An 18,998-nucleotide genomic window follows, 5' to 3' on the forward strand; every position below is an offset into this window, starting at 1 on the left:
CCGCCCGCTCAGGTGGGAGCCTCGGCGGAAGGCGCGTCGAGGCCGAGCAGCCGCGCGATGTCCGGGCCGGCCTCCCCGATGAGATCGGCCAGGGTGTAGCGGTCGAGCACGGCCAGGAAGGCGGCCATCGCGTCGTTCAGCATCCGCCGCAGGCGGCAGGCCGGCGTCACCGCGCAGCCGTTCCCGGTAAAGCACTCGGTCAGCGCGAAATCCTCCTCCGTTTCCCGGATCACGGCTCCGACCTGGATCTCGGCCGGGGGTCTGCCCAGGCGCAGGCCGCCCCCGCGGCCCCGCATCGTCCGGACCAGACCCAGGCGGCCCAAGCGATGCACCACCTTCGTCAGGTGACTCTCCGAGATGCGGAAGGCGCGGGCGATCTCGGCGGTCGAACTCCGCCGCCCGCCATTCACGCCGAGATACATCAGGATGCGCAGGGCGTAGTCGGAGTAGAGGGTCAGCCGCATGGGGATTGTACTCGGGCCAGAGGACGATCCCGTGAGATCGCGGCACGGTCCCGGAGGCTTGCCCCGACGCGCGCCGCGAGGCCGGACCGGCCTTCGATCCGACGCATCGTGCCCCGGGTCGTCGGGAGCGCTTGCGGAACACCGGCTTCCAGTTCGTGCGTCTCGTCGGAGGATCGATTTGACAAATTTCTAATTCAGCCGTTCAGATCCAGGCTATAGTTGTATAGGTATAATGAATCGATAAGACGGGGCCGGTCCAGGGGCTGCGCGCGCCCGGACTGGTCTGGTCCGGACCGCCTGGCCCCCTCCGCCGGGACGCCCGCTCCTCGGCGCTCGCCCGGCAGGATGGGACGGGATCGGCCCGGCGAGAAACCCGGGCGCCCGGGCCGTATCAAACAACGGCCAGCCCTCAGGTACTGGTATGAGGTGTGGGCGCCCGCGGCCCGGCGCGTTGCAATCCCGCGTCAAACCCGCGACCCTGCGGCCCCTCGCCGGGCTTATGCCCGACCCCGTGTCCGGTCCCGGCCGGCGCCTCGGCCCGAGCGGGGCCGCCCAGAACAGAGACGATGTCCGCGTTCACCTTCATCCACGCCGCCGATCTGCACCTCGGCAGCCCCCTCACCGGCCTCGCCCTCAAGGATCCGGACATCGCCCGGCGCTTCGCCTCGGCCGGCCGCCGGGCCTTCGAGGACCTCGTCACGTATGCGATCGAGCGGGGCGTCGCCTTCCTGGTCGTGGCCGGCGACGTCTATGACGGCGACTGGTCCGACAACACCATCGGGCTGTTCTTCGCCCGGCAGGTCGCGCGGCTCGACCGGGCCGGCATCCCGGTCTTCCTGGTGCGCGGCAACCACGACGCCGAGAGCGTCGTCACGCGCTCCGTCACGCTGCCGGCCTCCGTACGCAACTTTTCCACGGCGCGGGCCGAGACCCACCGCCTCGACGCGTTGCGGGTCGCGCTGCATGGGCGCAGCTTCCCGAACCGGGCGGTGGAGGAGAACTACGCCCTCACCTACCCGGCCGCCCTCCCCGGCTGGTTCAACATCGGCATCCTGCACACCTCCTGCACCGGCCATGCGGCCCACGCCACCTACGCCCCCTGCTCGGTGGCGGACCTGGCGGCACGCGGCTACGGCTACTGGGCGCTCGGGCATGTCCACGACTACGCCGAACTGTCCCGCGATCCCTGGATCGTGTTCCCGGGCAACCTCCAGGGCCGCAGCATCCGTGAGTGCGGGCCCAAGGGCGCGGTCGCCGTCTCCGTCGCCGACGGCGTGGTCGGGCAGGTGGAGCGCCTCATCGTCGACCACGCCCGCTTCCACCACCTCGAGGTCGATCTCGTGGGCGCGGCCGGCGAGCGCGAGGCCGTGGCCGCCATCGAGGCGGCCCTGCGCCCGGTCGCGGAGGCCGCTGCCGAGCGCCTCGTGGCCGTGCGGGTGCGCCTGCACGGGGAGACGCCGGCGCATGACCGCCTCGCGGCCGACCGCGACGGGCTCACCGCCGAGATTCAGGCCGCCGCCCATCGCCTCCACGAGGACATCTGGCTGGAGCGCCTGAAGATCGAGACGGTCCGTCCCCGCCGCGCCGCCGCCGAGGCGCGTCCCGACGCCTTCGCGGCCATCGACCCCGCGACCCTGCTGGAGGCGGTGGACCACGACCCCGAGTTCCGCGCCCGCGCCCGGGCGGCCCTGGCCGAGATCACCGCCCGGATGCCGGGCGGTCTCGCCGCCGATGACGACCTCGCCGCCGATCTCGACGCCCTCTGCGCGGAGGCCGAGGCGGTGATCCTCGGCCGTCTCACCGGCCGCAGCTGCTAGAATCCGTCACCAAGGTCCCGAAAGCGTCCTTCGAACCATGCGTCTCCTCTCCCTCGCCCTCGAACGCTACGGCCCCTTCACGGACCGCACGGTGACGTTCCGGGAGGATGCGCGCCTGCACGTGGTGCTGGGCGCCAACGAGGCCGGCAAGAGCTCCGCGCTGAGCGCCGTCACCGACCTCCTGTTCGGCATCGAGACGCGCACCCGCTACGACTTCCTGCACGACATGCCGCAGATGCGGATCGGCGCCGAGATCCGCGCGCGCGACGGGCGCCGTCTCGGCTTCCGCCGGCGCAAGGGCACGAAGAACACCCTCGTGGACGCCGCCGACGCGGCCCTGCCGGAGGATGCGCTCGCGCCCTTCCTCGGGGGGCTGGCCCGCGAGGTGTTCTGCCGTGCCTTCGGCCTCGATGCCCGCGCGCTCCGGGCGGGGGCCGCCGAGATGATGGATGCCGAGGGCGAGGTCGGCGCCAGCCTGTTCGCGGCGGCCTCGGGGCTTCGCGGCTACAGCGGCCTCCAGGCCGAGCTGGAGGGCGAGGCCGCCGGCATCTTCATGCCGCGCGCCGCCCAGAGCCGGACCTTCTACCAGGCGCTCGGCCGCTACGACGAGGCCCGCAAGGCGATCCGCGCCGGGGAACTGCGCGCCGGCGACTGGCGCGACCTCAACGCCGAGATCGAGGCCGCCGGCACCCGGCTCGCCGAGATCAAGGCGAACCGCGGGCGCATCGCCGCCGAGCAGGCGCGCCTCACCCGCCTGCGCCGGGTCGGCCCCCTGCTCCAGGCCATCGACGCGGTGGACGCGCGCGCCGAGCCCGCCCCGATCGCGATGCCGGAGGCCTGGATCGACCGGCTCGGCCTCGCGCTGGCCGCCCTGCGCGCGACGGGCGAGGCCGTGACCCGCACCGGGGCCGCCGCCGCCGAGGCGGCGCAAGCCCTGGAACGGGTGCCGGTGGACGAGGGCGTGCTCGCCCGCGCCGACGAGATCCTGGAGGCGTTTCGCGGCACCGACCGCTTCGACAAGGGCGGCCTCGACCTGCCCCGCATCCAGGGCGAGGCCGACGCCTTCGCGCGCGAGATCGCGCAGCTCGCCGCGCGCATCGGCCTGCCGGATGCGGAGGCCCTGCGCGCCCGCCAGCCCTCCGACGCGGCGCGCACGCGCATCGAGGGCCTGATCCGCGACGGTCGCGAGAACGCGGCCACGATCGCCCGGCTGAGCCAGGACCTCGCCGCCCGCCGCGCCGAGCGGGACCGGCTCGCCGCGTCGATGGCGGAATCGGGCGCCCTCTCCGACCCCGCCTCCCTGCGCGCCGACCTCAGGACCTTCGCCACCCTGCCGCGCGACCTCGACCGGCGCGACGACCTCGCCGCCACCCTGGCGCGGGAGGCCGGGCTGATCCGCGCCCAGGCCGTCCGACTGAGCCCCCCGATCCCGGATCTCGCCGCCTACGACGCCGGGCGTCCGCCCTCGGCCGAGGCGGTGGCCCGGTTCCGGCGCACCCTCGACGCGGTGATGCGCGAGCGCGACCGGGCCGCCGACCGCCGGGACGCGGCGCAGGCAGCGGTGGCCCAGCGCCTGGCTCGCCTCCGGGCGCGCGAGGCCGGGCGGCCGATTCCGACCCGCGCGGATCTGCTGGCCCTGCGCGCCCGCCGCGACGGCCTGCTCGCCGCCCTGCCCGACGGCGCGCCCGACGATTTCGCCCGCTTCGGCGCGGCGCTCGCCGAAGCCGACCGGGCGGCGGACGACCTCGTGAGCGACGCCGCCCGCGTCGCCGAGCAGGCCTCCGACGCGCAGAGCCTGGAGACCGAGCGGGCGGAAGCCGCGGCGGCGGCCGATGCGCTCGCCGCCTGCGAGGCCCGCCTCGCCGAGGGGGACGCCGCCTGGCGCGAGGCCTGGGCGCCCTGCGGGATCGAGCCGGCCGCGCCGGCCGAGATGGCCGCCTGGCTCACCGAGGTCGAGACCCTCCTCGACGACCGCCAGACCCTGGAGACCACGCGCCTGGAGCAGGCCCGCATGGCCGCCCGGGTCGAGGCCTGCCGGGCCCCCCTCGCCGATCTCAGCCGCCGGGCGGACCTGCCCGACCTCGACGGCCTCGATGTCGGGCGGATGCTCGCCCGGGTCACGGACCGGATCGCGGAGCTCGGCCTGCGCTGGGAGGCGGTGCGCGATGCCAAGATCCGCGCCGTGGACGCGGCTGGGCAGATCGCCCGCACCGAGGCGGCCCTGGCCGAGGCACACGCCCGCGAGACGGCCTGGCGCGCGGGCTGGGGCGCGGCGCTCGGCGCGCTCGGCCTCGCGGCCGGGGCCGGTCCCGACGAGGCCGAGAGCGCCCTCGTCGCCTGGCGGGCGGTGCCGGCGGCCCTGTCCGAGCGCGACAACCGCCTCGGCCGCGTCAACGGCATCCTGCGCGACCTGGAGGCCTATCGCGCCGTGGTGGCGCGCCTCACGGAATCGCTCGCGCCCGATCTGGCCGGCCTTCCCCCGACCGCCGCGATGAAGGCCCTGCATGCCCGCCTGCAGAACGCCCTGAGGGGCGAGACCCGCCGGGCGGAACTGGCGCGCCAGCGCGACGCGGCCGAGGCGGCCCGGGCGCAGGCGGAGCGCGCGGCGCTGGCGGCCGGTGCCGATCTCGCCGCCCTCATGACGGAGGGCGCGGCCGGGACACTCCCGCCCGGCACCGACCCGGAGGCGCTGCACGCGCGCCTGACCGCGCGCCGGGCCTGGGAGGCCGAACGCGCCGAGCGCCGGGCCGAACTGGCGCGCGCCGCCGACGGCCAAGCGGAAGCCGACCTGCGCGCCGAGCGCGCGGCCCTCACGGGCGACGACATCGAGGGGCTTCTCGCCAACCTCGCGGCCGAGGCGGACGACCTCGACCAGCGCGGACAGCGCGCCTTCGCCGACCGCGACCGGCACGAGCGCCGCCGCGCCGAGCTGGAGGGGGGCACCGGCGCCGAGCTGGCGCTCGCCCAGCGCAAGGCGGCGGAGGCCGAACTCCAGACCAATGCCCGGCACTGGGCCGTGCTGAAGCTCGCGAGCCTGATGCTCGGCACCGCCATCGGCCGCCACCGGGCGGGGCAGCAGGACCCGCTCCTGACCCGTTCGGGCGCCCTGTTCCGGGCGCTGACCGGGGGCGCCTTCGCGGGCCTCGCCCAGGATTACGACGCCTCGGACACGCCCCGCCTCGCCGGGCGCCGCGCCACCGGCGAACTGGTTCCCGTCGAGGGCCTGAGCGAGGGCACCCGCGACCAGCTCTACCTCGCCCTGCGGCTGGCCTATCTCGAGGACTACGCCAGCCGCGCCGAGCCCGCGCCCTTCATCGGCGACGACCTCTTCCTCACCTTCGACGACGCCCGCACCGCCCACGGCCTCGAAGCCCTGGCGGCGGTGGGCGACACCATCCAGCCGATCCTGTTCACCCACCACCGCCACGTGGCGGACCTGGCCCGGGCCCGATTGGGCGACGCGGTGGACGTGCTGGACCTGTGAGACCCTCTTCCGCTCGATCGAAGCGGAAACGGTCTCGCTCAGCCCGCGCGGCGCCGGAGCGAAGCCCCAATCCGCCATCCCGAAGGGATCGACCGGTCTGAGGGCGCTCGGGGCCGGCGCCAGATCGCCCGCCCCAGCAGCAACCCCAGTCGACGGCAGAACAGGGCCACGCCCAAGCACCAGGCCAGCCCCGCCAGGAGGGCCGTCGCGAGGCCGGCGAGGCCGCTGCCGAGCGCCAGGGCGCCGCGTCCGAGCAGCGCCAGGGCGGCGCGGGTGCGGGGGCCGAGGCGCTCGCTGAGGCGGAGCGCGCGGGTGACGTCGGCCGGGTCGCGCGCGAGGCCGAGCACCTGCATCACCCCGCGCTGGCCCGTGCGGCGGCCGAGCGCCAGGGAATCGCCGGCGAGATTCGACAGGCGCGCCATCGTGCCGGGGCGGATGGCGAGGCCGGCGGCGGCCCGCGCGCCGGCGAGATCCAGGCGGGCGGCGGCGGTGAGCGCGCCGGCCACCGCCTCGCGATCGAGGCCGGCGCGCACCGTGCGGCCGAGATTCGCGGCCAGCGCCGGTGAGAGCCGGCCGCCGCGTCGGGCCGCCTTCAGCACGGTCATGCCCGCGCGCCCGCCCGCCCCCGCCCCGGCCGTCCAGGTGGCCAGGGTCAGCGGCAGGCCGACCAGCGCCATACCGAGCAGGAGCGCGTCGTAGGGCTCGTCGCGGGCGTAGCGGCCGCCCTAGCGCAGGAGGTCGCGAACGTCGCCGATCCCCGTGACGTCGGCGGCGAGCGATCCGGCGAGGCCCGCCGCCCCCTCCGCCTCGCCCGTGACCGCGCCGGAGGCGAAGTCCCGCACCGTGCGTCCCACCCGCCCCTGCGCCAGGGCCTCGACGCGCCCGCGGCGCGCCGGATCGACGGCGACGCCGCGCGCCTCGGCGAGGGCGAGGAAGCTCCGGGCCAGGTCCTCGTCCTCGGCCGCGAGCGCGGCGTCGAGGCCCTCGGCCAGGCGCGTCTCCGTGGCCTCGCGTTCCAGGCGGATCTCCGCGAGGGCACCGGGATCCTCGGCCGCGCCGAGGAGGCGGCCCGCGAGGTAGGCCGGTGCGACCACGGGGGCGGCCGTGGCCGCGAGCGCCGCGCCGCCCGCGAGCAGGCTGATCCAGGCCGCGACGCTGCGCAGGCGCATTCGCCTCGTTCCCCCCGTCTCGCCCGAATCGTCCGCAACAAGATGGGGAAGCCGTGCGCCGGGCGCATCCCCTTCCCGTCGCCGGGCCGGGGCTGTCCGCTCCGGGCAGGCTGCCGGCGACATGGTCGCTCGGTATCCGGTCGGGACCGGTGCCGCCCGGTCCGACGCGTCATCGCCCCGGCGGGCGCGTCAGGGCGTCGCTCGGATCAGGCCGGGATTGATTTCAGGCGGTCCTGTCGACCGACGAACGCGCGGGCGATTCGAAATAACATTTCCTATGGAATTTTATTCGCTTGGCAGTATCGACAGGCGATGCAGCTCGTTTCCGCCGGCATCCTTGATCACGAGTTCCCACAGGCCGTCCACGTCCATCAGTTCACCGCCGCTGCGCAGTTCCTCGATCACGATGACGGCCTGTTCGATGGCCTCGGGCAGGTCGGCCGCCTCGGCACCCTCCGCGTCGGACATCGTGGTTCTGCCATCGGTGAGATCGAAGTGGAAGCGCATGAGGGAATCGCTCTCCGGGACGCGGGAATCAGGCAGGTGTGAATAGTCCGATTCCACCAGAGTGCAACGCGATCCCTGTCGCATGCACTCCGCCTTGCGTGGGGCCGGTCTCGCTGAAGGAGACCGCTCGATTCGCGTTCGGCGGGAAGTTGACGCCACGGGATCTCGCGTTCTCCAGGCCCGCGTCGACCCGCTCGCCAAAGGATGATGGGACCGATTACTGAGAATCGCAATTTATCTACAATGCGGACTTGACATAAGCCGTGGGATAATCACCGTTATTTTTGTGCATTGCGGCGTAAGCGATCGGGGGGAAGGTCTACCAATGATGGGGTGCGAGGAACGCCGAGCCATAGCAGGAACCGCTCTGCCCTCCGAACGGATCTCGAACCTGCGAAATCATATTCGGACCCTCGTCAGACGATTGAGCGGCGGCACGACGAGCGCGGGTTGAAGGCGGGCCGTCCGACGAGGCGGCTTCGACATCATATGATTGTTAAAATCTTGCATTTCTATGGTAATAACATAAATATCACGTATTTATTAGATGCACGTAAACATATAGTTCATGCTGATTAGAATTTTTATCAAAAAATTGACTAAAAATAGCTAGAAAGATAATTTAGTCGCAGGCATATTGTAAATTCTCTCTGAAAACCCAGACATGTGTCGACAATCGGAAAAATACACACAGCAATGGGTCTGTAAAATTATTCCATGTTGTTAAGCGCCAGTATTCTTCGTCAATGTGAACAACCAATTCAAACATTTTATCGGGCCATTTTTCTGACATTGTAATTTCTAATATTTTCATAAATATTACGCCAGATTTACATTTTGAAGATCGATAATCATCAATGGGTATTAGATCTTGCGCTGCATATTCTCTCAGCGCTTTGTTCGGGACTATGTATAGTACGGTTCCGACCTCGATAGTCTTCGGGTCCAAAACACCCCAGTATTCACTCTGCGTGTTCATCACATATAAGCCTCTCGCAGCGCTTCCAAATATTACCTACCCTGGTTCATTCTTTTTTCTGCCGTCAAGAGAATAAGTTGCTTGCCGCTGCCTTACCGCTCCCGCCACGCCTTTGCGATCTGGTCGGCCAGCGGCTTGGTGAGGTAGCTCATCACCGATCGGTCGCCGAGCTGCATGTAGCTCTCCACCGGCATGCCGGGCACCAGGCGCACGCTCCCTAAGCGCTGGATCTGCTCCTCCGGCACCCGGATGCGGGCCACGTAGTAGCTCATCCCCGTCTTCGGGTCGGTGGTCACGTCGGCCGAGACCCGGCTCACCACCCCGTCGATCTCCGGCGTGGTGCGCTGGTTGAAGGCCGGAAAGCGCAGGACCGCCGCCTGGTCGAGACGCACGTTGTCGATGTCCTGGGGCTGGATCTTGACCTCCACCGCGAGCTGGTCGGCCTCCGGCACGATCAGCATGGCGGGTTCCGACGGCGTCACCAGTCCGCCGATCGTATGCACCGTCATCTGGTGCACCACTCCCGCCTGGGGCGCGCGCAGGTCGACGCGCTTGAGCTGGTCCTCGGCCGCCACGCGCTTCTCGACGGATTCCGACCACTTGCCCCGGATCTCGGCCAGATCCTTGCCCGTCTCGGTGCGCATGTCGCCGTCGATCTGCAGGATCTGCAATTCGGTCTCGGCGATCTTGCCCCGCGCGGAGGCGGTGGCGGCGACGAGCTGGCCGCGCTCGCCGTCCAGGCGCGCCGCGTCCCGCTCCAGGGCGTTGACGCGCGCGAGCGGCACCAGGTTCTTGGCGTAGAGCCCGCGCACGCCCTCGAGCTCGCCCGTGATGAAGCCGACCTCGCGGGCTTTCGCCGCCACCTGCTCGGTCAGCCCCTTGATCTCCTCGCGCAGCTGCAGCACGCGCTCGCGCAGCTGCGCCTTCTGGCCCTCGCGCCCCGCCACGCGAGCGGTGAACAGCCGGGTCTCGCCCTCGATCAGGTGGGCCACCGCCGGGTCGCCGTCCTTGCGCGCCAGGAGATCGGGCGGGAAGACGATCCGGGCGGCCCCGTCGCGCTCGGCCTCGTCGCGGGCGCGGCGCGCGGCCAATTCGTCCAGCGCCTTCAGCACGATGTCGAGGTTGGCCCGGACCTGGGTCTCGTCGAGGCGGATCAGCACCTCGCCGGCCTTCACCCGCGCGCCCTCGCGGACCAAGAGCGCGCCCACCACCCCGCCGGTGGGGTGCTGCACCTTCTTGACGTCGGACTCGACCACGAGCTGGCCCGGCGCGATCACCGCGCCCGAGATCTGGGTGAAGGTGGCCCAGCCCCCCACCCCCACCACCAGCACCGCGCCGAGCCCCAGGCTCAGCGCCAGGTGGCGGCGGATCGAGCCCTGGGCGCCGGCGCGCGGACCGGCAAGGGGGCGCCCGAGGGTGGGGCCGAGGGGGCCGGATTCGAGGGCGACGGCCATCAGGCGCTCTCCTGCAGGGGGCCGGGGGATGCGGAGCCCGGAGGCGTGGGACCGGAGGCGGGGCGGGCCTCGACCGGCACGGAGGCCGGGCGCAGCACGCGCTTCAGGACCTCGTCCTTCGGCCCGAAGGCCTGGGCCCGGCCGTCGGCCATCATCAGGATCAGGTCGACGGCCGCCAGTGCGCTCGGTCGGTGGGCGATGACCACGCAGATGCCCCCGCGCCGGCGCACCCCCAGGATCGCCTGCGTCAGGGCGTTCTCGCCCTCCGCGTCGAGGTTGGCGTTGGGCTCGTCGAGGAAGACGAGGAAGGGCTCGCCGTAGAGGGCGCGGGCGAGGCCCACGCGCTGGCGCTGGCCCGCCGAGAGCCCCGCCCCGCCCTCGCCGATGCGGGTGTCGTAGCCCTCCGAGAGCCGCAGGATCAATTCGTGCACCCCCGCCGCGCGCGCCGCCGCGATCACGCCCTCGGCCGAGGCCTCCGGATCGAAGCGCGCGATGTTCTCCGCCACCGTGCCGGCGAAGAGCTCCACCTCCTGGGGCAGGAAGCCGAGATGGGGGCCGAGATCGTCGGCCGCCCACTGGTCGAGGGCCGCCCCGTCGAGGCGGACCTTGCCGCGAAAAGCCGGCCAGACCCCGACGAGCGCCCGCACCAGGCTCGACTTGCCCGACGCCGAGGGGCCGATGATGCCCAGACCCTGGCCGGCCTGGAGGGCGAGGCTGACGTCCTGCACCACGAGGCGCTGGGTGCCGGGGGGCGCGACGCTCAAGGACTCGACCTGGAGGGCGCGGGTCGGCGCGGGCAGCGCGTGGGGCCGGGCCCCGGCCGGCATGCGGGCGAACAGGTCCGACAGGCGGGCCCAGCTCTGCCGGGCCTGGACGAAGCCCTTCCAGTTGGCGATGGCGAGCTCGGCCGGGGCCAGCGCTCGCGCCACCAGGATCGAACTCGCGATGATGATGCCGGCACTGGCCTGGCCGTTGATGACGAGGGTGGCGCCCAGCGCCAGCACGCCCGATTGCAGGGCCATGCGGAAGACCTTCGAGGCGGCGCTGAAGCCCCCGGCGATGTCGGAGGCGCGCTGCTGGGCCAAGCAGTAATCGCCGTTGGCTTGCCCCCAGCGGGTGGAAAAGCGCCCCTGCATGCCGAGTGCGGCCAGCACCTCGGCGTTGCGCCGCCCGGCCTCGGCCAGGCCGTTGCGGCGCAGGCCGTGGCCGGTGGCGGTCTGGGCGGGCCGGCGCGTGGCCCGGTCGGTGAGGAGCGCGAGTGTCGCCAGCACGGCGGCGCCGACGAGGGCGGCGAGCCCGATCACGGGATGGAACAGGAAGCAGATGAGCAGGTAGACCGGCATCCAGGGCAGGTCGAAGAAGGCGGAAGGGCCCGAGCCGCCGAGGAAGGCGCGTAAGGAATCGAGGTCGCGCAAGGGCAGCAGGCCGTCGCCGGGGGCCGCGCCCTTGAGGGGCGCGCGCACCACGATGTCGAAGACGCGCCCGCTCAAGCTCTCGTCCAGGGCCGCGCCGACCCGGGCGAGCACGCGCGCGCGCAGGGTCTCGAGCAATCCCTGAAAGGCGTAGAGCACCAGGGCGAGCACGCAGAGCCCGACCAGGGTCGGCACCGAGCGGCTCGGGATCACGCGGTCGTAGACCTCGAGCATGAAGAACGAGCCCGTCAGGTAGAGCACGTTCACCAGTCCGCTCATCGCCGCGACACCGACGAACGCCGTGCGGCACGACGCGAGGGCCGAGACCAGCTCGACCGAATCCCGAGCCTTCATGACGTCGCGTTTCCCTCTCCAGGGTGCCGCTCTCGACGATATCGAGATCGGCGAATCCACCTATGAAGTATAGATTGAGCGCATTCGGTCATCGGCACAATCGGTCTCTCGGTTGGCTCCGCTCGCATCGGGGCGAATTCTGTTGTCGGGCACGTGATCGAAAGGCGTACATTCGCCCGGACCTCGTCTCATCCTGTCGTCCCGCCATCGAGGTTGTCGGGCCGTCCCATGCGGCTTCCCCGATGCCGGGGTTATCGGATGCAGCGGGACCGGCGGGCGCGCCGCCGGTCCCGATTCGCAAGGGAATTGGGACAGGCCTCAGGCGAAATGCGCCCAGTCGGCCGTCACCGCGTGGAGATGGACGCCCTCCAGCAGGATGGTCTCGCCCGGCAGGTGGAGCGTGGTGCCGGCGGCCCCGTCCGTCAGGGTCGCGTCCGCGGCATGGTAGCCGTGGAAGTCCAGGGTGTCCGTCCCGAGGACGAAGTCGTGGATCACGTCCTGCCCGCCCGCGCCCTTGGTGAAGGCGAAGACGTCGCGGCCGGCGCCGCCCGTGAGCGCGTCGTTGCCCGCCCCGCCATCGATGCGGTTGTTGCCGGCATTGCCCATCAGGATGTTGTCGAGGGCGTTGCCGGTGGCGGAATTGTCGCTCGATCCGGTCAGGATCAGGTTCTCGACATTGTCGCCGAGCTTGTAGCTCGTGGCGCTCTCCACCGTGTCGTTGCCCTGCCCCGTCAGTTCCACCACACGGTCGCGCGCGATGTCGACGACGTAGGTGTCGTCCCCGGTCCCGCCGGCCATGTCGTCGGCATTGCTGCCGCCGTCGAGGCGGTCGTTGCCCGCCCCGCCGGTGAGCACGTCGTGGCTCGCGCCGCCCTCCAGGACGTCGTTGCCGTCGCCGCCGTCGAGGATGTCGCTGCCGGCGCCGCCGGCGACGTGGTCGTCGCCGGTCCCGCCGAAGAGCTGATCGTCGCCGTTGCCGCCCGACAGGGTGTCGTTGCCCGCATCCCCGAACAGGATGTCGCGGCCTTCCCCGCCGATCAGGGTGTCGTTCCCGTCATGGCCGTGGACCAGGTCGTGCCCCCGCAGGGCGTCGATATGGTCGTCGCCGGCCGTGCCGTCGAGCGAATCCGCGCCTCGGGTGCCGAGATGCGAGGGCGTGGTCTCCACCGGTGCCGGCACGGACGGCGCGGGGGACGCTGCCGGCGGCTTGGCCACCGGGTCGGACGTCACGGGGTCCGGCGTCACGGGGTCGGACGTCACCGGCGTCGATGTCACCGGCGCGGACGTCACCGGCTCGGTCGTCACGGGCACCGGCACGGCGGCGCCGAGATGCCCCACGCCCGCCTGCGCCCGGTCGAGGCCGGGGACGCTCGCGGCGGCATCGAGGGTGTAGGCGTAGGGCACGTCGTAGGAGGCGGTGGAGACGCCGTTCTCGGCGCTCGCCTCGTTGCTGCCGGTCTTGCTCCAGGTCACGTCGGTCATGACGTTCCCGCTCAGGTCCCAGTAGCCGATCTTGGCGCTGTCGAGGCTGACGATCGGGTTGTGGGCGTTCTCGAAGACGTTGTTCTCGATCAGGCCGACCGCGCCCATGCGCAGGTTGATGCCCGAGGTCTCGATGTTCTTGTAGTAGTTGTCGTAGATGTGCACGTCCCCGTCGCGGACGCTGGGTGCGCGCGAGCCGATGTTCTCGAAGACGTTGTGGTCATAGGTGATGTAGCGTCCACCCGCATCTTCGTCCGAATAGCCCACGAGCGACGTCTTGTGATGGTCGTGCAGGTAGTTGTTCGAGATGGTGATGTACTCGGCGCCGCGTTTGATATCGAGCAGGCCGTCGTAATAATCCTTGTCGGCCGCCAGGCTGCTGTAGAGTTCGTTGTGGTCGATCCAGATGTTCTTCGAGGCGCCCTCGATGCCGATCGCGTCCTTCGGGCCGGTGGCGACGTCGTGGATCTTCAGGTTCTGGATGATCAGGTTCGATGAGCCGCCGCTGATGCGGATGCCGATGCCGTCGAAATCGGCGTTGCTGCCGACGCCGATCACCGAGATGTTGCTCTTGCCCGCGATGGCGATCGCGTCGACGCCGCTATTGCCCGGGGTGATCTTGCCGTCGACGTAGATCGTCAGCGGTCCCGAAGCCTTGTCGATCGCCGCCTGAAGCGCCGCGCCGGTGGAGACCGTCACGCTCGGGCCGCCGCTGCCGCCGGTCGTGCCGCCGTTCATCGAGGCGAAGCCGTGAGCCAAATTGTCAGCCATTGATGTTGTTCCCCTTCCGCATTTTCTGCGGAGATTCTTTTATTGATTTGATAATTTATGGTTAATGCATCTTAACGAAGGCTATTATAAGATTTTCATCTTCATACGATCTCCATGGGCATGGTTGTCCCTCGACCGGATGCGGGGTGCAGTCCGGCCTCGAGGCCATCGGAACGTGTGTTGCAGGCCCGATCACGCGGGAGGATCAGGCTTCGGAAATCCGGTCGCTCGCAAAACCCGGTCGGCGGTTCCTGTGCGCGGAACGCGGCGTCGCTGCGGCCCGGTCCCGGCCTGCGGGATCAGCCGCGCTCCCGCCCGGGGGCGGGAGCCGCCGTCGCATCGGTCATGAAGAGGTCCTCGCTCTGATCGGGATCACGCCGAAGGGCGCGAAGCCGCGAAAGTGGGGAACGCCTGGGCACAGACGAGACGCCGGCCCGGATCACCGGTTCCGAGGCCCGCAGACAATCAAGCCGAGAGGGACATCGACGATACCCCCGTCGCTCTCGCGCCGACGGCAATGTCATGCAGCAATAAGGCTAAGTTGTGAACCCCATAATCGGATCGAAAGCGCCGAATGCTTGCGCAGATCGGGCGAGGGTAGCGCTTAAATGGGTGGCATGCTGTGTTGTTGTGCGTCTGATCGGACTTTATGTTACTTCGAAGTGACACGAATTCATCAGGGCGGCGACGATGTCTGATGCTCCAGCGTGTCGAGCAGGGACTGGGCGAGCCGCGCGATGAGGCGGCGGGCCTCTGATTCGTGGTCCGCGCGGGCGCCCCCCTCGGGCGCGACGAAGACCTCGCCGGCGATGCCCCCCAGCGGCGTGCGGAAGCTGAAGCGGTAACGCCCGCGATGGCCGCGCTTCAGCACGAAATGCACCGGCTCGCGCGCGGCCTGGAAGCCGCGCTCGGTGGGCGCGCGCGGGCGGGCATCCTCCGGGGCGATGGGCGGCGGGCGGATCAACGGGCCCGCCTCTCGCCGAGATCGGCCAGGATCTTGTGCGCGGCCTGGCTGGTCGGGTCGCGGGCGAGCGCCTCCCGGGCGGCGTCGCGGGCCTCATCGTAGCTCTTCATCAGGCGCAGGCAGCGGCCGAGCTTGATCCAGTGGGCGGCGACGTCCGATTGCACCACGGTGAGGCGCCGCAGGAGGTGGGCGGCCTCGTCGAAGCGGCCGCTGGTGAGGTGCGCCTTCGAGAGGACGCGCAGGGCCTCGAAGCGCGCGGGATCGATGCGCAGGAGCTGTGTCGCCAGGGCCTCCTGCCGGGCGGCGTCGCCGTCGGCCACCGCTCGGCGCAGCGCGGAGGCGACCTGCGCCCCGCCCCGCCGCAGCAGGCGGGTGCAGACCGGGTCCTCGGGATTGTCGGCCAGCACGATGGCGGCCGCGCGCACGGCCCCGTCGATGTCCCCGGCCTCCTCCTGCGCCCGGGCCTGCTTGGCGAGGCGGCGCGACAGGGATTCGGCCGAGGCCCGGGCCTTCGTGTTGCCGGGATCGGCCCGGGCGGCGCGGCGGTAGAGACCGAGCGCCGGCTCGGGGCGCCCGGCGAGGTCGGCGGCGCGGGCGGCGCGCACCAGGGTCGCGGCGTCGCTGTCGCCGGCGCGGTCGACCTGATCCCAGAGATCGGCCGCCCGCGCCCAGTCGGCGCGCTTCTCGGCCGCCGAGGCCGCCTCGCGCAGGGTCTTCACCCCGTCGGGATCGATGTGCAGGACGAGGTCGTAGGCCTGGGCCGCCGCCTGGAAATCCCCCGCCTGGATCGCCGAGCGTGCGGGCTTGAGCCAGTGGGTGGCGAGCCGCGAGAGGCTGCGGGCGACCGTGCGGTCGCCGGGGTGGAAGACGAGGTAGGCGCGCAGGGCCTCCGCGCCGGTGGCCCAGAATTCCTGGGCGAGGGCGTGCTCGCCCGCCGCCTTCAGCTGGCGGCAGATATCGTCGCGGTGCTCCTCGGGCACGCCCTGCGGCGCGGCGTGGACCCGGCGCGCCACGCGCGTCAGGCCCTCGACCCGGCCGGCCGCGATCATCCACTGCATGATGGCGAGTGCCGCCTCCGGGTTGGCCTCGGCGAGCGCCTCGGCCACGGCGGCGAGTTCGGAGAAGCGGCCGAGCATGCGCAGGGCCTCGGCCTTGACCGCCAGCGCCACGGTGTCGGCGGGCTCGCGCTCCAGCACCTCGGCGGCGAGCGCCAGGCCCGCATCGGCCTGCTTGGCGCGCAGGTGGCAGCGGGCGGCCTCGATCAGCGGCCAGGTCGCCTCGCGGCGGCAGGCGGCCATCTCGCGCCACATCGCGGCCGCCTCCTCGAAGCGCTTGAGCTTGGTCAGGGCCTTGGCCGCCGTGACCACCGAGGAGGAGTTGCGCGGGTTGGCGGCGCGCCCCCGCAGGGCGAAGTCGAGGGCCGTCTCCGGCTCGCCCCGGCGCAGGGCCACCTGGGCGATCACCGAGATGCCGGGCGCGCAGGGCGGATCGGCGGCGATGGCGGCGCGCGCCACCGCCGAGGCGGCGGACAGGTCGCCCGCCCGCATGGCCTCGGCGGCGCGCAGGTGCATCGGGGCGTCGCCGGGATCGGCCGGCAGCGGCGCGGCGCGGCGCGGGGCGGGCACGGGCGATTCGGGCACGAACCCCTGCGTGGCGCGCGGCAGGGAGGCGGCGGCGAGCCGGACCTCGTGGAGGAGTTCATCCCGCAGCACCGCCTCGAAAGCGGGAGAATAATGCGCGCGGCTGGCGCCCGCCTCGGCCATCGCGGCCTCGACCCCGAAGGCCAGGACGTGCGGGGTCGGGTCGAACACCCGCAGGCCGTGGCTGCGGGCGAGCTCGGCCATCCAGGTGCTGATCCGGGCCCGGCTCTCGATCTCGCGGCCTTGGCGGTCGGCCACGTTGCAATGGGTCACGAACACCACGGGGCGGGGCAGACGGGCGACGATCTCGAGGACGTCGCGCTCCAGCGCCTCCCGGGTGGTGGTGGCGACATGCGATTCGGCGAGCACGTGCCGCTCGAAGGGCGCCAGCGCGCCGAACTCCGCGCGGGCGACGAGGTCGAGGATGCGGCGGTCGCGCTGGTCCTCGCCGAGCGCGGCGTAGAGCACCTTCAGGAGGTCGGGCTGGCCCCGGAAGCGCTCGGTGAAGTAGTTGAGCTGCAGCACCCACGCGCCGAGCATCACGCCCTTGAGCGAGGAGATCTCCACGAGGTAGACGCGCGGCTCCTCCGGCTGCGCCCGGGCGGGCAGCCCGCGCGGGCCGGCGAGGTAGGGCACGATCTCGGGGGGCAGCGCCAGCCCGTCGCGAAAATCGAGGAATTGCAGCACCTCGCGCGCCGTGTGGAGGTAGCCGTAGACATCCGCGTTGGCGAGGTCGACGAGACCGGCCTGCGCGGCGGCGCGCATCGGGTTGACGATGCGGCAGCTGCCTAAAGCCGTGACGCTCAGCCGCTTGAACATGGCACTCTCCCCGCCGGCCTTCCGCCGGCCCCGTTTCGCGTTGCGGCCCCGGAGCGGCGGGGCCCGTCCCGTCACATCCGCCACAGGGCGACGCCCTGCGGGACCTGCCCCCGGTCGAGGCAGGCCCGCACGTCGAGGACGTCGCCGCCCCCGGGCTTCAGGCAGCGCCGCACGAGGTCCCAGCCCGCCGCCACGAACTGGTGGTGCGAGACGGCCAGGATCACGGCGTCGCAATCCCGCAATTCCGCGACCGGCCGCAGGGTGAGGCCGTATTCGTGGCGCGTGGCCGCGGCGTCCGCCTGCGGATCGTGCACCCGCACCTCGCAGCCATGGGCTTCGAGCGTGCGGACGACGTCCGCCACCTTGGAGTTCCGGATGTCGGGGACGTTCTCCTTGAAGGTCAGGCCGAGCACCCCGACCCGGCCCCGCGCGACGCCCCGGGCGGCGAGCCGCCGGATGCATTCGCGGGCGACCACCTCGGCCATGCCGTCGTTGATGCGCCGGCCCGCCAGGATCACCTCCGGCTGGTAATCCGACATCTGCGCCAGGTGGGTGAGGTAGTAGGGGTCGACGCCGATGCAGTGGCCGCCCACCAGCCCGGGGGCGAAGGGCAGGAAGTTCCACTTGGTGCGGGCGGCGTCGAGCACGTCGGCGGTGTCGATGCCGATGCGGTGGCAGATGATCGCGAGTTCGTTCATCAGCGCGATGTTGAGGTCGCGCTGGGTGTTCTCGATGACCTTGGCGGCCTCCGCGACCCGGATCGAGGGCGCGCGGTGGACCCCTGCGCGGACCACCGAGGCGTAGACCTCGGCCACGACCTCGAGGGTGGCCGCGTCCTGGCCGGCCACCACCTTGGTCACGGTCTCGAAGCGGTGGACGATGTCGCCCGGATTGATCCGCTCCGGGCTGTAGCCGATCGTGAAGTCCCGCCCGCAGACGAGGCCGGACGCGGCCTCGAGCACGGGGACGCAGACCTCCTCGGTGGCGCCCGGATAGACCGTGGATTCGTAGACCACGATGGCGCCGGGCGCGAGGGTCGCCCCGACGCAGCGGGAGGCGGCGATCAGGGCCGAGAGGTCCGGCCGGCAGGCGGCGTCGATGGGGGTCGGCACCGCCACGATGAAGAAGTCGGCGCCCCGCAGGGCCCCGGCCTCCGCCGTGTAGCGGATCGGCGCATCCTCGAGGTCGCGCCGGTCGATGACGTTGCAGCGGTCGAGACCCCGGCGCAGCTCCGCGATGCGAAGCGCGTCGACGTCGAAGCCGATGGTGGGCGCGCCGGAGGCCGCGAAGGCGGCGGCCACCGGTAGGCCGACATAGCCGAGGCCGATCACCGCGATGCGCCGGCCGTGCCCGGTCCGGGCACGGCGCCTGGCTCTGGGGAGGAGATCAAGCACGGACCACCTCCGGTGCCGGGGCGGCGGCCGTCACGGGCGCGTCGGGCGCCGAGAGTTGGGGCGCCGAGAGCTGGGGCGCGGAGACGGGCAGCTCGCGGCGCCCGCCGATGCCGGCGTAGCGGAAGCCGTGGCGGGTGGCCTCGTCGGCCTTGTAGACGTTGCGCAGGTCGACCATGACGGGGGCGGTCATGGCGGCGCGCAGCCTGGCGAAGTCGAGGGCCCGGAAGGCGTTCCACTCGGTCACGATCACCACCGCGTCCGCGCCTTGCGCGCAGTCGTAGGCGTCGG

The 18,998-nt window shown here is 71.8% G+C and carries 13 protein-coding genes; 2 read left to right on the forward strand and 11 right to left on the reverse strand.

Features of this window, described 5'->3' with window-relative positions:
- Positions 1–8 precede the first annotated feature (8 nt).
- Complete coding sequence (locus tag MKK54_RS16425; RefSeq protein WP_244012265.1) at positions 9–464, reverse strand: RrF2 family transcriptional regulator; 456 nt, start codon at positions 462–464, stop codon at positions 9–11.
- Positions 465–1,030: 566 nt separating this feature from the next.
- On the opposite strand from MKK54_RS16425, the gene MKK54_RS16430 reads away from it, so the two are divergent.
- Positions 1,031–2,281, forward strand: coding sequence for an exonuclease SbcCD subunit D (locus tag MKK54_RS16430; RefSeq protein ID WP_244012266.1), 1,251 nt, complete (start codon positions 1,031–1,033; stop codon positions 2,279–2,281).
- Positions 2,282–2,318: 37 nt separating this feature from the next.
- Positions 2,319–5,765 (forward strand): YhaN family protein, encoded by a 3,447-nt coding sequence (locus MKK54_RS16435; RefSeq protein WP_244012267.1) that lies wholly within the window; start codon positions 2,319–2,321, stop codon positions 5,763–5,765.
- A 38-nt stretch (positions 5,766–5,803) separates the two neighbouring features.
- Here the strand turns inward: MKK54_RS16435 and MKK54_RS16440 are convergent, their stop codons facing one another.
- The 10 genes from MKK54_RS16440 to MKK54_RS16485 all read right to left on the reverse strand — a co-directional run.
- The gene (locus MKK54_RS16440; protein ID WP_244012268.1) at positions 5,804–6,442 is read right to left on the reverse strand and encodes a hypothetical protein; all 639 of its coding nucleotides are present in this window, start codon (positions 6,440–6,442) and stop codon (positions 5,804–5,806) included.
- A gap of 48 nt (positions 6,443–6,490) precedes the next feature.
- Positions 6,491–6,934, reverse strand: a complete 444-nt coding sequence (locus tag MKK54_RS16445; RefSeq protein WP_244012269.1) for a hypothetical protein — start codon at positions 6,932–6,934, stop codon at positions 6,491–6,493.
- Between the two features lie 285 nt (positions 6,935–7,219).
- Complete coding sequence (locus MKK54_RS16450) at positions 7,220–7,441, reverse strand: DUF6894 family protein (protein WP_244012270.1); 222 nt, start codon at positions 7,439–7,441, stop codon at positions 7,220–7,222.
- Between the two features lie 1,071 nt (positions 7,442–8,512).
- On the reverse strand, positions 8,513–9,874 hold the full coding sequence (locus tag MKK54_RS16455) for an HlyD family type I secretion periplasmic adaptor subunit (RefSeq protein WP_244012271.1): 1,362 nt from the start codon (positions 9,872–9,874) through the stop codon (positions 8,513–8,515).
- Positions 9,874–11,640, reverse strand: coding sequence for a type I secretion system permease/ATPase (locus tag MKK54_RS16460; RefSeq protein ID WP_244012272.1), 1,767 nt, complete (start codon positions 11,638–11,640; stop codon positions 9,874–9,876). The genes MKK54_RS16455 and MKK54_RS16460 overlap by 1 nt, the downstream gene beginning before the upstream one ends.
- A gap of 318 nt (positions 11,641–11,958) precedes the next feature.
- On the reverse strand, positions 11,959–13,893 hold the full coding sequence (locus MKK54_RS16465) for a hypothetical protein (protein WP_244012273.1): 1,935 nt from the start codon (positions 13,891–13,893) through the stop codon (positions 11,959–11,961).
- 676 nt (positions 13,894–14,569) lie between these two features.
- Positions 14,570–14,857: a hypothetical protein gene (locus MKK54_RS16470; RefSeq protein ID WP_244012274.1), complete on the reverse strand. Its 288-nt coding sequence runs from the start codon at positions 14,855–14,857 to the stop codon at positions 14,570–14,572.
- The gene (locus tag MKK54_RS16475) at positions 14,854–17,316 is read right to left on the reverse strand and encodes a tetratricopeptide repeat protein (RefSeq protein WP_244012275.1); all 2,463 of its coding nucleotides are present in this window, start codon (positions 17,314–17,316) and stop codon (positions 14,854–14,856) included. The genes MKK54_RS16470 and MKK54_RS16475 overlap by 4 nt, the downstream gene beginning before the upstream one ends.
- A 71-nt stretch (positions 17,317–17,387) precedes the next feature.
- Positions 17,388–18,710 carry a nucleotide sugar dehydrogenase gene (locus tag MKK54_RS16480; RefSeq protein ID WP_244012276.1) on the reverse strand — a complete coding sequence of 441 codons (1,323 nt, stop codon included), beginning with the start codon at positions 18,708–18,710 and terminating at the stop codon, positions 17,388–17,390.
- On the reverse strand, positions 18,703–18,998 hold a 296-nt coding region (locus MKK54_RS16485; RefSeq protein WP_244012277.1), incomplete at its 5' end, for a UDP binding domain-containing protein. The genes MKK54_RS16480 and MKK54_RS16485, both read right to left, overlap by 8 nt.

Source organism: Methylobacterium sp. J-068, from assembly GCF_022829445.1.
Taxonomy (GTDB): Bacteria; Pseudomonadota; Alphaproteobacteria; order Rhizobiales; family Beijerinckiaceae; genus Methylobacterium.

Excerpts from the sequence above, each read along its gene's own strand:
- MKK54_RS16435 (WP_244012267.1), top strand. The coding sequence starts at position 2,319 with ATGCGTCTCCTCTCCCTCGCCCTCGAACGCTACGGCCCCTTCACGGAC.
- MKK54_RS16440 (WP_244012268.1), bottom strand. The coding sequence starts at position 6,442 with ATGGCGCTGGTCGGCCTGCCGCTGACCCTGGCCACCTGGACGGCCGGG.
- MKK54_RS16465 (WP_244012273.1), bottom strand. The coding sequence starts at position 13,893 with ATGGCTGACAATTTGGCTCACGGCTTCGCCTCGATGAACGGCGGCACG.
- MKK54_RS16450 (WP_244012270.1), bottom strand. The coding sequence starts at position 7,441 with ATGCGCTTCCACTTCGATCTCACCGATGGCAGAACCACGATGTCCGAC.
- MKK54_RS16445 (WP_244012269.1), bottom strand. The coding sequence starts at position 6,934 with ATGCGCCTGCGCAGCGTCGCGGCCTGGATCAGCCTGCTCGCGGGCGGC.
- MKK54_RS16455 (WP_244012271.1), bottom strand. The coding sequence starts at position 9,874 with ATGGCCGTCGCCCTCGAATCCGGCCCCCTCGGCCCCACCCTCGGGCGC.
- MKK54_RS16430 (WP_244012266.1), top strand. The coding sequence starts at position 1,031 with ATGTCCGCGTTCACCTTCATCCACGCCGCCGATCTGCACCTCGGCAGC.
- MKK54_RS16460 (WP_244012272.1), bottom strand. The coding sequence starts at position 11,640 with ATGAAGGCTCGGGATTCGGTCGAGCTGGTCTCGGCCCTCGCGTCGTGC.
- MKK54_RS16475 (WP_244012275.1), bottom strand. The coding sequence starts at position 17,316 with ATGTTCAAGCGGCTGAGCGTCACGGCTTTAGGCAGCTGCCGCATCGTC.
- MKK54_RS16425 (WP_244012265.1), bottom strand. The coding sequence starts at position 464 with ATGCGGCTGACCCTCTACTCCGACTACGCCCTGCGCATCCTGATGTAT.